The sequence below is a fragment of the Streptomyces sp. SCL15-4 genome (assembly GCF_033366695.1).
In the GTDB taxonomy this organism is placed as follows: domain Bacteria; phylum Actinomycetota; class Actinomycetes; order Streptomycetales; family Streptomycetaceae; genus Streptomyces.
Window position 1 is genome coordinate 6,257,779 of the sequence record NZ_JAOBTQ010000001.1, and the last position, 14,318, is coordinate 6,272,096.

Consider the following 14,318-nt stretch of genomic DNA (forward strand, 5'->3'; position numbering starts at 1 on the left):
CGGCGCCGGGCCCGGGCGGCCGGGAGGGCCTGCCCGCCGCTCAGAGCCAGCCGTTGCGCCGGAAGCCCCGGTACAGCAGCAGGCAGCCCGCCGCCATCACGGCCATGACCAACGGATAGCCGAACCGCCAGCGCAGCTCCGGCATGTGGTCGAAGTTCATGCCGTACACCCCGCACACCATCGTCGGCACGGCGATCACCGCCGCCCAGGCCGTGATCTTCCGCATGTCCTCGTTCTGCGCGACGGTCACCTGCGCCAGGTGCGCCTGGAGAATGGAGTTGAGCAGTTCGTCGAACGCGGCGATCTGGTCCTTGGCCCGGATCAGATGGTCGAGCACATCCCGGAAGTACGTCTGTATCTCCGGGTCGACGACCCGCAGGGGCCGGGTCGCCAGATCCTCCACCGGGCGGCCCAGCGGCACCACCGCCCGTTTCAGCTCCAGCAGTTCACGCTTCATCTGGTAGATGCGGCCGGGGTCGAGCCGCGCGCCGTTCTCCGAGAACACCTCCGTCTCGACCTGGTCGATGTCGGCCTGCACCGCGTCCGTGACGTTCAGATATTCGTCCACCACATGGTCGGCGATCGCGTGCAGCACCGCCGCCGGCCCCTTGGCCAGCTGCCGCGGATCCGTCTCCAGCTCCTCGCGCAACGGGCCGAGCGAGCCGTGCCGGCCGTGCCGCACCGTGATCACGAAGTCCCTGCCGACGAACACCATGATCTCGCCGGTGTCCACCACCTCGCTGGTCGCCGTCAGCCGTTCGTGCTCCACATAGCAGACCGTCTTGAACACCGCGAAGAGCGTGTCCCCGTAGTGCTCCAGCTTCGGCCGCTGATGCGCCTCGACCGCGTCCTCCACCGCCAGCGGATGCAGGTCGAACAGCTCGGCGACCCCGGCGAACTCACGCTCCGTCGGCTCGTGCAGCCCGAGCCAGACGAAGCCCTCGCCGGTCTTGCGCACCAGCCGTACGGCGTCCTCCAGTTCGGCGCACCCGGAGACGCGCACGCCGTCCTGATACGTCACGCAGTTCACCACCGAGGAACCCAGGGGCGATCTGGCGGGATGGCTCAGGTCCACGCGCGGCCGGCGCCTGGCCAGCCGCGCCACCTTGCGCAGGCCGCCGACCCTGTCCAGCCCCGTGACCTTGCGCAGATTCCCTGCCATGGACATCTGGATCTCCTCGCGTGGATCTCCGAGCTCAACGCTCTTCGCGCCTTGCCCCGCAAGTCTGCCAGTCCCGGGCAAGGCGTGTGCGGGCCTGTGGGAACAGGGAGTTCCGCTTGGTTCCCGCCTGTGGACAACGGCCGGTCACCCCCGCCGGCCCGGGCGGCTGCGAGGATCGGCGGCATGACGCGATCCGACGGATATCTCCTGGACAACCGGCAGAACGAGGCGGGCCGGCGCTTCGACGCCCTCGCCACGCTCTTCGACCCGACGACCTTCCGGCACCTCGAAGCACTCGGCGCCGGACCGGGCCTGCGCTGCTGGGAAGTCGGGGCCGGCGGCACCTCCGTCGTGTCCTGGCTCGCCGAGAAGGCGGGGCCGGCCGGGCAGGTCGTCGCCACCGACATCGACACCTCCCGGCTCGCTGCCGCGGCCCGCCCGCCGGTGGAGGTACGCGTCCACGACGTCGGCGCCGACGAGCCGCCGGGGGAGGGCTTCGACCTGGTCCACGCCCGGCTCGTCCTCGTCCACGTACCCGACCGGGAACGGGCCCTGCGGTCGATGATCAAGTCCTTGCGGCCCGGCGGACGGCTGCTCGTCGAGGACGCCGACCCCGCCCTCCAGCCCCTGCTCTGCCCCGACGAGTCCGGCCCGGAGCAGCGGCTCGCCAACCGGCTGCGCCACGGCTTCCGCGAGCTGCTCGCCGACCGGGGCGCCGACCTGTCCTACGGCCGCAAGCTCCCTCGCCTGCTCCGCGAGGCCGGGCTGCACGGCGTGGCGGCCGACGCGTACTTCCCCGTGACCTCGCCCGCCTGCACCGCCCTGGAGGCCGCGACGGTCCGCCAGATCCGTGACCGGCTGGTCGCCGCGGGCCTCGCCACCGACGCGGAGATCGACCAGCACCTGGCCAACGTGGAGTCCGGCGCCATGGACCTGGCCACCGCCCCGATGATCTCGGCCTGGGGCCACAAGGCATAGCCACCCGCAGCAGGGAGGACGCACCCGGCGGGACCTTGTCCTAGCCTCCGCCGTCCCGGTGCGGTGGTCTGCCGCCGATCCGCCGGACCGCCTCCGCGCCCGCCCGGCAGCCCCGTGCCGCCGCCTCCTCCGGGTCCGCGCCCGCCAGGAGGGCGGCGAGGAACGCTCCGGTGAAGGCGTCACCCGCCCCCGTGGTGTCCCGGGGCGCCACCGGCAGGGCCGGGACCCGGGTCGGCACGGCGCCGCGCCGGGCCACCAGCGCCCCGTCCGCCCCGGCCTTGAGCACCACCAACGGCACGAGACGGCTCAGCTCGGCCGCCGCGTCCGCCGGATCCGGCAGCCCGGTCAGCAGGCACGCCTCGTCCCGGCTCGGCAGCAGCACCTCCAGCCCCCGCGCGAACGCCAAAAAGCGGTCCGCACCCAACTCGGCCAGGAAGCCGGCCGACGCCGGGTCCAGGCTGACCGGCACGCCGCGGGCGCGGGCCGCCGCGAGCGCCGTCGCGGCCAGCGCCCGGCTCGACTCCGTGAACAGCAGATAGCCCGACAGATGCAGCCGGCCCACTCCGTCGAGCAACGCGTCCGACCAGTCGGCGGGACCCAGCCGCAGGGACGCGCCGCTGTCCGTCAGGAACGTCCGCTCGGCCGCCGCTCCGCCGTCGACGAGGCAGATCACCGTCCCGGTCGCCGCCTGCGCGTCCACCACCAGCCGGGGCCGTACTCCGGCCGCGACCAGCTCCCGCTCGTGCCACGCCACGGAATCCGCGCCCACCCGTCCCAGCAGCCGTACGTCCGCCCCGCCCGTGTACGCCGCCCAGCAGGCCACGTTGGCGCCCGCGCCACCCGGCAGCGTCCGGATCACGGCGGCCGTGTCGGTGCCGGCCGCGAGCGGCCCCCGGTGCCGGGCCACCACGTCGGTGACCACGTCCCCGACGACCAGCAGCGCTCCGTTCCGCTCCGCGCTCACCCCCTGGCCCATGCCGTGGCGATCCGCGCCGCCAGCCGTACGTTGCCGCGCACCGCCGCGAGGTTGGCCCGCAGCGAGGCGCCGTCGGTGTGCCGGACCAGGTGGTCCAGGAGGAACGGTGTCACCGCCTGCCCGCTGACGCCCCGCTCCGCGCAGGCGCTCAGCGCCTCGGCGAGCACGTGCGCGTGCAGAGCGGGATCGAGCTGGTCCGCCTCCGGGACGGGACGGGCGACGATCAGCGCCGACTCCGGCGCGTCCAGCGCGTCCTGCGCGCGCATGACGGCGGCGACCTGCTCCGGGGTGTCCAGCGTCCAGTCGACGGGATGTCCCGAGTCCGCCAGATAGAAGCCCGGGAACCGGTCGGTGCCGTACCCGGCGACCGCCACGCCCAGCGTCTCCAGCCGCTGTAGCGTCGCCGGCACGTCCAGGATCGACTTCACGCCCGCGCACACCACCGTGATGCGGGTCCGCGCCAGCAGCCCCAGGTCGGCCGACTCGTCCTGGGTGACCGTCCATTCCCGGTGCACACCGCCCAGCCCGCCGGTGGCGAACACCCGGATGCCGGCCAGCGCGGCCAGCCGTGCCGTCGCCGACACGGTGGTCGCCCCGCTCACCCCCGCCGCCACGGCGAGCGGCAGGTCGCGGTGGCCCAGCTTGCGTATGTCCTCGTTCGCGACCCGTTCCAGCTCTTCCTCGCCCAGACCGACCCGGGGCCGCCCGTCGAGCACGGCGATCGTCGCGGGTACGGCGCCCTCCCGCCGTACCGCCTCCTCCAGTTCGAGCGCCACCTGGAGATTGCGCGGGCGGGGCAGGCCGTGCGCGATGATCGTGGATTCCAGAGCCACCACCGGCCGCCGCGCGCCGATCGCCTCCCGGACCTCTTCCGACACCACCAGCACCATGTGCCCGCCCTCCTGTCCGCCGGTCCTTCCTCATCTCTGGCGGGCGCGGGCCGCGGCTAAACGCTTGTGGACCGTGGGGGAGGCCAGCAGCCTGGGTCCTATGACGACAAACAGCACGCGTCTCGACCACGTGGTCCTGTGGGTGGCCGACCCGGTCGCCGCGGCCGCCTTCTACGAAACGGCCGTGGGCCTGGAACCGGTCGGGGTCACCGAGTACGCCGAGGGCAAGGTGTCCTTCCCTTCCGTGCGCGTCAACGAGGAGACACTCCTCGACCTCGCCCCGCACGGCCTCGCCGCACGCATGAGGATGCTGCCCGGCTCGGCCGGCAGCGCGGGCCACCCGGTCAACCACGTCTGCCTGGCCCTGCCGGCCGACGCCTTCGACGCCCTGCGCGCCCGCCTGGAGGACCACGGCGTCCCCGTGTCCGGCATCGACCCCGGTCTGTCGGGCGCCCGCGGCGACGCCACGCGCAGCTTCTACTTCAGCGACCCCGACGGCAACGTCTTCGAGGCCCGCCACTACGACTAGCCGGGTCCGGGACGGCGCCGCGGACGTCTTGCCGGCCCGCGCCGCCGACGCCGTGCGGCCCGGCCGGTCAGAACAGCGGCTCCGGCAGCACACCCTCCAGCGCGAGCAGTTTCCGCTTGGTCTCCAGCCCGCCGCCGAAACCGCCGATGCCGCCGTCGCTCTCCACCACCCGGTGGCACGGCACCACCACCGGCAGCGGGTTGGACCCCATCGCCACGCCCACCGCCTGCGCGCCGCCGGGCTGTCCGACCCGCCCCGCCAGATCGCCGTAGCCGACCACGTTGCCGTACGGCACACCGGACGCCAGCTCGCGCAGCACCTGCCGGTTGAACCCGGAGATCAGCGACCAGTCCAGCGGCAGGTCGAAGTCGTACCGCTCGCCCGCGAAATACGCCCGCAGCTGCCGTATCGCCTCCGCGAGCAGCGGAGAGTCCGGATCCTCCACGGGTCGTCCGCCCAGCCGGGCGGCCAGCCGCTCCAGCGCTCGGTCACGCACCGCGTCCGAGGCATGGAAGACCACGTTGACCAGGCCGTTCCTGGTCGCCGCCAGCATCAACGGGCCGATGTCCGTGCCGATGACGGCCCACACGACCCGCTGTTCGTCCTGTCCCAGGCTGTCCATACGCACACGCTACGGCCCGCCACTGACAACGCAGGCCCGTTCAGTCCGATCCGAGGGCCGCCCGCACCACATCCGGCTTGTTCGTGATGATCCCGTCGACCCCGTAACCGGCGACCCGGCGGGCGGTGGCCGCGTCGTCCACCGTCCAGGCGAACACTCCGAGCGGCTGGCCGTGCGGCCCGTGGAAGCCGTGCACCGCCGAGACGTACTCCCGGGTGAGCGACGCGTGCGCGGGGTTGACCAGGTCCGTGAAGCCCGCGAGCCGGTCCAGCTCCGTCACGGCGGGCGTGCCCAGACAGGCGGTGGTGACCGCCGGCTTCAGCTCGTGGACGGTCCGCACGCTGTCGGTGCCGAAACTCTGCACGATCAGCCGGTCCCGGTGCCGGCCGTCCAGCCAGCCCTCGTTGCCGAGGAGCTTCAGCGTCTGCTGTTCGATGCCCGGGTACAGCTCCGGATTCTTGATCTCCAGGAGCAGCTTCTCGTGGTTGTGCTCGACCCGGCGCATGTACTGCGTCAGCGTCGGCACACGCGCGCCCGCGTACACCGGGGAGAACCAGCGGCCCGCGTCCAGCCGGGCGATCTCCGCGGCGGTGAAGTCCCGGACCTTCCACGGGGCCCGGCCCGGGAAGACGTCCTCGACGTCGGTGGTGCGCTGGAGGCTGTCGTCGTGGAGGACCACCAGCTCCCCGTCCTTGGTGCGCTGGACGTCGTTCTCGACCCAGGAGAAACCCAGCTCGGCGGCCTTGTCGAGGGCGGCCAGCGTGTTCTCGGGCGCGTAGGCGGAGGCGCCCCGGTGGGCGATGACGGCGGGCGTGCCGGTGTCGCCCGCCCGGGCGTCGGAGCCGGGGCTCAGTAGGACCGCCGCCGTTCCCAGGGCCGCGGCGACCGCGCCGGCGACCACGCGCGCGTACATCCGTACTCCTCCCGTCCGGGGATACCGACAGCACCAGACTGACAGCGGGACGTCAACGGCACCCGGGCGCACGATGGCCACAAACCGAAGAGGGACGTTCCAACTCCGCACACCGGTGGCGCACATCTGCGGCAAGGGCGTGTTTCTTTGCCGGAAAGTCGTTCGACCATTCCGGTGGGAGTCATACTCTCTGCGACACCCTGACCGCCCGCGCGGTCCTGGGACGGGGGCACATTCAGGTATTCCGGGACGCAAGAAGGCGGAAGGGCAGCCGCGGATGCAAGGCACGATCGACGGATTCAGCTACGGGGCCGTCACCCCGTTGGTGGCCTATCTGATGGCCTGCCTCGGTGGTGCCCTCGGCCTGCGCTGCACCACACGGTCCCTGCTGGTCACACACTCCCGGCGGCCCGCCTGGCTGGCCCTCGGCTCCGCGGCGATCGGCTCCGGCATATGGACCATGCACTTCGTCGCCATGATGGGCTTCTCCATCAAGGAGGCGCCGATCCACTACGACAAGCCGATCACCTACGCGAGCCTCGGACTCGCCATCGTGATGGTCGGCGTCGGGATCTTCATCGTCGGCTACCGCGGCGCCACCGGCACCCCGCTGTTCACCGGCGGCACGATCACCGGCCTCGGCGTCGCCTCGATGCACTACCTCGGCATGGCGGGCGTCCGCTTCCACGGGCGGTTCACCTACAACACGCTCACCGTCGCGATCTCCGTCGTCATAGCGGTCGTCGCCGCCACCGCCGCCCTGTGGGCCGCCGGACAGGTGCGGGGCTTCCTGTGGAGCGTGGGCGCCAGCCTCGTCATGGGGCTCGCGGTCAGCGGCATGCACTACACCGGGATGGCGGCCGTCGGCGTCCATCTCGACGGCGCCTCCCACGCCGCCGGCGGCGGGTCGGCGGCGTCGGCGCTCGCACCGATGCTGATCGGCCCGCTCGCCTTCCTGCTCATCGCGGGTGTCGTCGTGGTCTTCGACCCGCTGATGGTCGTGGGCGGCCCCGACTGGACGCCCGTCGAACACAAACCGGGCGTCCCGGCCGCCGCCGTCGCCTCCCACGAGGTCGGCCACTCCGCCCTCCACCAGGAGCACGGGCCGGTCCACCGGACCGGGCACCACCGCACCCGCACCCCGCAGAACCGCTGACCGGGACCGGTTGTCAGTGCGGGGTCGTACGGTGGATGACATGCGGCCCGTTTCCCACATCGAACGCACGGTGGCGCCCTTCGAGGTCGTCAGTCCCTACCAGCCCAGTGGCGACCAGCCGGCGGCCATCGCCGACCTGGCCCGGCGCATCCAGGCCGGTGAGAAGGACGTCGTCCTGCTGGGCGCGACCGGCACCGGCAAGTCCGCCACCACGGCGTGGATGATCGAGAAGCTCCAGCGCCCCACCCTCGTGATGGCGCCGAACAAGACTTTGGCCGCCCAGCTCGCCAACGAGTTCCGCGAGCTGCTGCCCAACAACGCCGTCGAGTACTTCGTGTCGTACTACGACTACTACCAGCCCGAGGCGTACGTCCCCCAGTCGGACACCTACATCGAGAAGGACTCCTCGATCAACGAGGAGGTCGAGCGCCTGCGTCACTCGGCCACCAACTCGCTGCTCACCCGCCGCGACGTCGTCGTGGTCGCCTCGGTGTCCTGCATCTACGGCCTCGGTACGCCGCAGGAGTACGTGGACCGCATGGTCCCGCTCCGGGTCGGCGACGAGATCGACCGCGACGAGTTGCTGCGCCGCTTCGTGGACATCCAGTACACGCGCAACGACATGGCGTTCACCCGCGGCACCTTCCGGGTCCGCGGCGACACCATCGAGATCTTCCCGGTCTACGAGGAGCTGGCCGTCCGCATCGAGATGTTCGGCGACGAGATCGAGGCGCTGTCCACGCTCCACCCGCTCACCGGTGAGATCATCAGCGACGACCGGCAGCTCTACGTCTTCCCCGCCTCCCACTACGTCGCCGGCCCCGAGCGCATGGAGCGGGCCGTCAACGACATCGAGAAGGAGCTGGGGGAGCGTCTCGGCGAGCTGGAGAGGCAGGGAAAGCTGCTGGAGGCCCAGCGGCTGCGGATGCGCACCACGTACGACATCGAGATGCTCCGCCAGATCGGCTCGTGCTCCGGCGTGGAGAACTACTCGCTGCACTTCGACGGCCGTGCCCCCGGTTCCCCGCCCAACACCCTGCTGGACTACTTCCCGGACGACTTCCTGCTCGTCATCGACGAGTCGCACGTCACGGTCCCGCAGATCGGCGCGATGTACGAAGGCGACGCCTCCCGCAAGCGCACCCTGGTCGACCACGGCTTCCGCCTGCCCTCCGCCCTGGACAACCGCCCCCTGAAGTGGGAGGAGTTCCAGGAGCGCATCGGGCAGACCGTCTACCTCTCGGCCACCCCCGGTGCCTACGAACTGTCCCGCTCGGACGGCGTCGTGGAGCAGATCATCCGCCCGACCGGCCTGGTCGACCCGGAGGTCGTGGTCAAGCCCACCGAGGGCCAGATCGACGACCTGGTGCACGAGATCCGCAAGCGCACCGAGAAGGACGAGCGGGTCCTCGTCACCACGCTGACCAAGAAGATGGCCGAGGACCTCACCGACTACTTCCTGGAACTCGGCATCCAGGTGCGCTATCTGCACAGCGACGTCGACACCCTGCGCCGCATCGAGCTGCTGCGCGAACTGCGCGCCGGTGAGTACGACGTCCTGGTCGGCATCAACCTGCTCCGTGAGGGCCTGGACCTGCCCGAGGTGTCGCTGGTGGCGATCCTGGACGCCGACAAGGAGGGCTTCCTGCGCTCCGGCACCTCGTTGATCCAGACCATCGGCCGCGCGGCGCGCAACGTCTCCGGCCAGGTCCACATGTACGCCGACAAGATCACCCCGGCGATGGAGAAGGCCATCGACGAGACCAATCGCCGCCGGGAGAAGCAGATCGCCTACAACAAGGCCCGCGGCATCGATCCGCAGCCGCTGCGCAAGAAGATCAACGACATCGTGGCGCAGATCGCCCGCGAGGAGGTCGACACCGAACAGCTCCTCGGCTCCGGCTACCGCAAGACGAAGGACGGCAAGGGCGCGAAGGCCCCGGTTCCGTCGCTCGGCGACAAGGCGGCCAAGGCCGGCAAGGCCACGAAGGGCGCCAAGGGCAAGACGGTGCCCACCGACCGTCCGGCGGCCGAGCTGGCCGGGCAGATCGAGGAGATGACCGAGCGGATGCGCGCCGCCGCCGCGGAGCTGCAGTTCGAGGTCGCGGCCCGGCTGCGCGACGAGGTCTCCGAGATGAAGAAGGAACTGCGTCAGATGCGGGAGGCCGGCCTCGCCTGAGCCCCGCACCGCCGCCGACCTCGGCATTTTCGTGCCAAGTGTTGCAACACCGACACAAAGCGCGAGCCGGGGTCGGCGCTGTCGCCGGCCCCTGCGTAGGGTTCTGGACAACCGCGTCGCGCGACGGCCCGGCGCGGCAGCAGGGGACTGTCGAGAGGGGATTCAGCCGTGTCGGTCAACTTGTCCAAGGGTCAGGCCATCAGCCTGGAGAAGAACGACGGGGCCTCCCTGACCGCGGTCCGCATGGGGCTCGGCTGGCAGGCGGCGAAGCGGCGCGGCCTGTTCGGCTCCCGCACCCGCGAGATCGACCTGGACGCCTCGGCGGTCCTCTTCGCCGGCCAGGAGCCGCAGGACGTCGTCTTCTTCCGCCACCTGGTGAGCGACGACGGTTCGGTGCGCCACACCGGTGACAACCTCGTCGGCGGCGCCGGCCAGGGCGGTGACGACGAGGCGATCCTGGTGGACCTCCAGCGCGTCCCGGCCCGCATCGACCAGATCGTCTTCACGGTGAACTCCTTCACCGGCCAGACCTTCCAGGAGGTCCAGAACGCGTTCTGCCGCCTCGTGGACGAGACCAACGGCCAGGAACTCGCCCGCTACACCCTGGCCGGCGGCGGCGACCACACCGCCCAGATCATGGCCAAGGTGCACCGGGCGGGCTCCGGCTGGACGATGACCGCCCTCGGCGCCCCGGCTGACGGCCGCACCTTCCAGGACCTGATGCCGGCGATCCGCCCGCACCTGTGAGTACGGCGGCGGTGACCCACTGCCGCGGCACCCATGCCAAGCACTGGTAAAGGTCCCCTGAGCTGCGGACTTGGTATTTATTTTGCTTAGGCCTTTACCTTCTCTTGGTGATTGGGGTACTGTTTTCCGTACGGAGGGGAGTACTCCCTTTGCTGCGGCGCACCCGTCAATACGGACAAGTTCGAGTCCCGGGGCGCCGGCCCGTCACGGGCGGAAGAGACCTCCGGCAGCGACAACGCTGATGTCTTTGCCGTCACGCAATGCCGGAGGTGCAGTGGAAGTCTCCATGGGCCTGTGGGTCCTCACCATCGTGGGTCTCGCCGCTCTGATCGCGGTCGATTTCTTCATCGGCCGCAAGCCCCATGAGGTATCGGTCAAGGAAGCGGGCATCTGGACGGTCGTCTGGATCACCCTGGCCGGCCTCTTCGGCCTCGGCCTCCTCGTCTTCGGCGGCGGACAGCCGGCCGGCGAGTTCTTCGCGGGCTTCATCACCGAGAAGTCGCTGAGCGTCGACAACCTCTTCGTCTTCGTCCTCATCATGGCGAAGTTCGCGGTGCCCACCCGGTACCAGCAGCGCGTCCTGCTCGTCGGCGTCCTCATAGCCCTGGTCCTGCGGGCCGTCTTCATCGCCGCCGGGGCCGCGATCATCACCAGCTTCTCCTGGGTGTTCTACCTCTTCGGCGCCTTCCTGATCTGGACCGCCTGGAAGCTCATCCAGGAGGCCCGCGCGGAGGAGCATGACGAGGAGTACGAGGAGAACAAGCTCCTGAAGGCCGCGGAGCGCCGGTTCGGCGTGGCCGACCGGTACCACGACACCAAGCTGTGGATCCGGCAGAACGGCAAGCGCGTCATGACGCCGATGCTGGTCGTGATGCTGGCCATCGGCACCACGGACGTACTGTTCGCCCTGGACTCCATCCCCGCGATCTTCGGCCTGACCCAGGACCCGTACATCGTCTTCACCGCCAACGCCTTCGCCCTGATGGGTCTGCGCCAGCTGTACTTCCTCATCGGCGGACTGCTCAAGAAGCTGGTGCACCTGTCGTACGGGCTGTCGATCATCCTCGGCTTCATCGGCGTCAAGCTGGTGCTGCACGCCCTGCACGAGTCCGGTGTCCATGTCCCCGAGATCAGCATCCCGGTCTCGCTCGGCGTGATCTGCGTGGTCCTCGCCGTCACCACGGTCACCAGCCTCCTCGCCACCAGGAAGCAGGAGGCGCGGGCCGACGGCGAAGGCGCCCGGAAGAACCACGTCGACGTGTGACGGCCCCGCCGTCCCCCGACGGGGCCCGGTCCCACCGGCACCGGGCCCCGCACCGGAAAGGACGAGAAGTATCCGAAAAGAACGGAATGCGAATCCTGTACGCCTCTGCGACCATCACCGCATGATCACTCGGCTCCGGTCGCTCACCCGTCAATGGACGATCCTCCTGCCGGTGCTCGCGGTCGTCCTGCTGGCCCTCACCTGGGGCCGGGGCCTGCCCGGCCCCGCCGTCGCCCTGGTGACCGTGGTCCTCGCCGGCTCCGTCCTGGCGGCGGTCCACCACGCCGAGGTGGTCGCCCACCGGGTCGGCGAGCCCTTCGGCTCCCTGGTGCTCGCCATCGCCGTCACGATCATCGAGGTCGCTCTGATCGTCACCCTCATGGCCGACGGCGGCGACAAGAGTTCGACGCTGGCCCGGGACACCGTCTTCGCCGCCGTGATGATCACCTGCAACGGCATCGTCGGCATCAGCCTGCTCGTCGCCTCCCTGCGGCACGGCACGGCGCTCTTCAACCCCGAGGGCACCGGTGCGGCGCTGGCGACCGTCGCGACGCTGGCCACGCTCAGCCTGGTGCTGCCGACCTTCACCACCAGCAGGCCCGGACCCGAGTTCTCCACCGTCCAGCTGACCTTCGCCGCGCTGTCGTCACTGATCCTCTACGGCCTGTTCGTGACCACCCAGACCGTGCGGCACCGTGACTACTTCCTGCCCGTCACCCGGCAGGGCGCGACCGTCAGAGGCGACGACCACGCGGCGCCCCCGACCGCGCGCACCGCCCGGTTCAGCCTGGGCCTGCTCGGGCTGGCGCTGGTGGGCGTGGTCGGCCTGGCCAAGGGCGTGTCGCCCACGATCGAGTCGGGCGTGGCGGCGGCCGGACTGCCGCAGGCGGTGGTCGGCGTGATCATCGCCCTGCTCGTCCTGCTGCCCGAGACGATCGCCGCGCTGCGCGCCGCCCGCCGGGACCGGGTGCAGACCAGCCTCAACCTCGCGCACGGCTCCGCGATGGCCAGCATCGGCCTGACCATCCCGGCCGTGGCCCTGGCCTCCGTCTGGCTGTCCGGGCCGCTCGTCCTCGGCCTCGGCTCGACGCACATGCTGATGCTCGCGCTGACCGTGGTGGTCAGTTCCCTGACCGTGGTGCCCGGCCGGGCCACACCGCTCCAGGGCGGCGTCCACCTGGTGCTGTTCGCGGCGTACCTGGAACTGGCGGTCAACCCCTAGCGCCTGTCTGACCCTTCCCGTCTGCCGCGCGACGCCATGCACGCACTCTCGCCGCACCGGTCCCAGACCCGAGTACGTCCCGTACGAGGGCCTGGAGCCGGCATGCCGAGAGCACGCACCCGACGCCGCGCGGCCGCCCTTCGGGCGACGACGTGAATGGTCAGACAGGTCCTGGCAGCCGTCCCTCCGCGCGTGGTGCGCCGGTCAGCCCGTAACCGGTTCCACCGCCGCCACGGGCACCGGACGCGTCTCCGGCAGCAGTGCGAAGCACACCAAACTGATCAGCGCGATCCCCGTCAGATACGCGCCGACGCCCCACGGCACCGGTCCGCCCCGCTCCGCCAGCGCCGTGGCCACGATCGGGGTGAGGGCGCCGCCGAGAACCCCGCCGAGGTTGTAGCCCACGGCGGCGCCCGTGCACCGCACCCGCGGCTCGTACAACTCCGGCAGATAGGCGGCGACCACCGCGAACATGGTGACGAAGGCGAGCAGGGCGCCCAGGATGCCGAGGAACATCAGCAGCGGCTCCCCGGTCGCCAGCAGCGCGACCATCGGGAGCATCCACAGAGCAGAGGCCACGCATCCCGTCAGGCACATCGGCCGGCGCCCGAACCGGTCGGCGACCAGCGCCACGAGCGGCACGAGCGCGCCCTGAACGAGTACCGCGCCCATGACGCACGTCAGCATGACCGTACGGCTCACACCGAGCCGTTCCGTCGCATAGGCCAGCGACCAGGTCGTCACCGCGTAGAAGACCGCGTAACCCACCGCGAGCGCTCCGGCCGTCAGCAGCACCAGCCGCCCGTGATGCCGTACGACCTCGAAGAACGGCACGCGCGCGTGATCGTCGATCTCCAGGAAGCGGGGGCTCTCCGCGAGCGACGAGCGCAGCCACAGACCGGCCAGCGCCAGCGCCCCGGCCGCCCAGAACGGCACGCGCCAGCCCCAGCGCGCGAACTCCGCGTCGGACAGCGCCGCCGACAGCGCGAGCACCACTCCGTTGGCCAGCCCGAACCCGAGCGCCGGACCGACCTGCGGGAAGCTCGACCACAGGGCACGCCGCCCGGCCGGGGCGTGCTCGGCGGTCAGCAGCACCGCACCGCCCCACTCCCCGCCGAGCCCCAGTCCCTGCAGGAAGCGCAGAACGAGCAGCAGGACGGGCGCTGCGACGCCGATGGCGCCGTAGGACGGCACACAGCCGACCGCGACCGTGGCGAAACCGGTCAGCAGCAGCGAGCCGACGAGCACCGGCCGCCGCCCGCGCCGGTCCCCGAGATGCCCGAACAGCACCGAGCCCAGCGGTCTGGCGATGAACCCCACCCCGAACGTTGCGAAGGCCGCCAGCGTGCCCGCCAGAGGCGAGAACGTCGGGAAGAACAGCGGTCCGAGCACCAGGGCCGCCGCCGTGCCGTAGACGAAGAAGTCGTAGAACTCGATCGCCGTCCCGGCGAGCGAGGCGGCGGCGAGCCGCGGCATGGACGGCCTGTTGACAGCCTGTACATCACGCATGACGGATCAACTACCCACCGTGATCACGAGTTACGGGGGCGTGCGGAGGTGATCGCGGGGCCAGTGGTGCGCGCCGTGGAGACCGGCGTGCACGGCAGGCGGTCCGACCGGACCGGCGTGATAGACCGGTGTGACGAGCAGCGGTCGCAGACGCGCCGCCACGACGGACCG

General features: G+C 71.1%; 13 protein-coding genes. 7 read left to right on the plus strand and 6 right to left on the minus strand.

The annotated features are described in order from the left end of the window. Positions 1–40: 40 nt before the first annotated feature. Positions 41–1,168, minus strand: coding sequence for a magnesium/cobalt transporter CorA (gene corA / locus SCK26_RS28065; protein ID WP_318204117.1), 1,128 nt, complete (start codon positions 1,166–1,168; stop codon positions 41–43). Positions 1,169–1,345: 177 nt separating this feature from the next. Between corA and SCK26_RS28070 the strand changes: the two genes are divergently transcribed. Further along, complete coding sequence (locus tag SCK26_RS28070; protein ID WP_318204118.1) at positions 1,346–2,140, plus strand: methyltransferase; 795 nt, start codon at positions 1,346–1,348, stop codon at positions 2,138–2,140. A gap of 40 nt (positions 2,141–2,180) precedes the next feature. Here the strand turns inward: SCK26_RS28070 and SCK26_RS28075 are convergent, their stop codons facing one another. After that, a complete protein-coding gene (locus tag SCK26_RS28075) occupies positions 2,181–3,116 on the minus strand; it encodes a carbohydrate kinase family protein (protein ID WP_318204119.1) in 936 nt (311 codons plus the stop codon). After that, on the minus strand, positions 3,101–4,006 hold the full coding sequence (locus SCK26_RS28080) for a pseudouridine-5'-phosphate glycosidase (RefSeq protein WP_318204120.1): 906 nt from the start codon (positions 4,004–4,006) through the stop codon (positions 3,101–3,103). Before SCK26_RS28080 ends, SCK26_RS28075 begins: the two co-directional genes overlap by 16 nt. A gap of 100 nt (positions 4,007–4,106) precedes the next feature. Between SCK26_RS28080 and SCK26_RS28085 the strand changes: the two genes are divergently transcribed. Next, complete coding sequence (locus SCK26_RS28085) at positions 4,107–4,535, plus strand: VOC family protein (RefSeq protein ID WP_318204121.1); 429 nt, start codon at positions 4,107–4,109, stop codon at positions 4,533–4,535. A gap of 67 nt (positions 4,536–4,602) precedes the next feature. On the opposite strand, the gene SCK26_RS28090 is transcribed toward SCK26_RS28085, so the two are convergent. After that, positions 4,603–5,157 (minus strand): methylated-DNA--[protein]-cysteine S-methyltransferase, encoded by a 555-nt coding sequence (locus tag SCK26_RS28090; protein WP_318204122.1) that lies wholly within the window; start codon positions 5,155–5,157, stop codon positions 4,603–4,605. Between the two features lie 40 nt (positions 5,158–5,197). Further along, positions 5,198–6,070 (minus strand): glycerophosphodiester phosphodiesterase, encoded by an 873-nt coding sequence (locus SCK26_RS28095; RefSeq protein ID WP_318204123.1) that lies wholly within the window; start codon positions 6,068–6,070, stop codon positions 5,198–5,200. 277 nt (positions 6,071–6,347) lie between these two features. Between SCK26_RS28095 and SCK26_RS28100 the strand changes: the two genes are divergently transcribed. The 5 genes from SCK26_RS28100 to SCK26_RS28120 all read left to right on the plus strand — a co-directional run bounded on the left by SCK26_RS28100 (position 6,348) and on the right by SCK26_RS28120 (position 12,638). Next, on the plus strand, positions 6,348–7,226 hold the full coding sequence (locus SCK26_RS28100; protein ID WP_318204124.1) for an MHYT domain-containing protein: 879 nt from the start codon (positions 6,348–6,350) through the stop codon (positions 7,224–7,226). Positions 7,227–7,266: 40 nt separating this feature from the next. After that, complete coding sequence (gene uvrB / locus SCK26_RS28105; protein WP_318204125.1) at positions 7,267–9,405, plus strand: excinuclease ABC subunit UvrB; 2,139 nt, start codon at positions 7,267–7,269, stop codon at positions 9,403–9,405. A 168-nt stretch (positions 9,406–9,573) separates the two neighbouring features. Continuing rightward, a complete protein-coding gene (locus tag SCK26_RS28110) occupies positions 9,574–10,152 on the plus strand; it encodes a TerD family protein (protein WP_318204126.1) in 579 nt (192 codons plus the stop codon). Positions 10,153–10,426: 274 nt separating this feature from the next. Next, on the plus strand, positions 10,427–11,416 hold the full coding sequence (locus SCK26_RS28115; RefSeq protein WP_318204127.1) for a TerC family protein: 990 nt from the start codon (positions 10,427–10,429) through the stop codon (positions 11,414–11,416). A 121-nt stretch (positions 11,417–11,537) separates the two neighbouring features. Further along, positions 11,538–12,638: an ionic transporter y4hA gene (locus tag SCK26_RS28120; protein ID WP_318204128.1), complete on the plus strand. Its 1,101-nt coding sequence runs from the start codon at positions 11,538–11,540 to the stop codon at positions 12,636–12,638. A 204-nt stretch (positions 12,639–12,842) separates the two neighbouring features. On the opposite strand, the gene SCK26_RS28125 is transcribed toward SCK26_RS28120, so the two are convergent. Further along, entirely contained in the window at positions 12,843–14,114 is a 1,272-nt protein-coding gene (locus tag SCK26_RS28125; RefSeq protein ID WP_318206111.1) for an MFS transporter, read from the minus strand. Between the last annotated feature and the right edge of the window lie 204 nt (positions 14,115–14,318).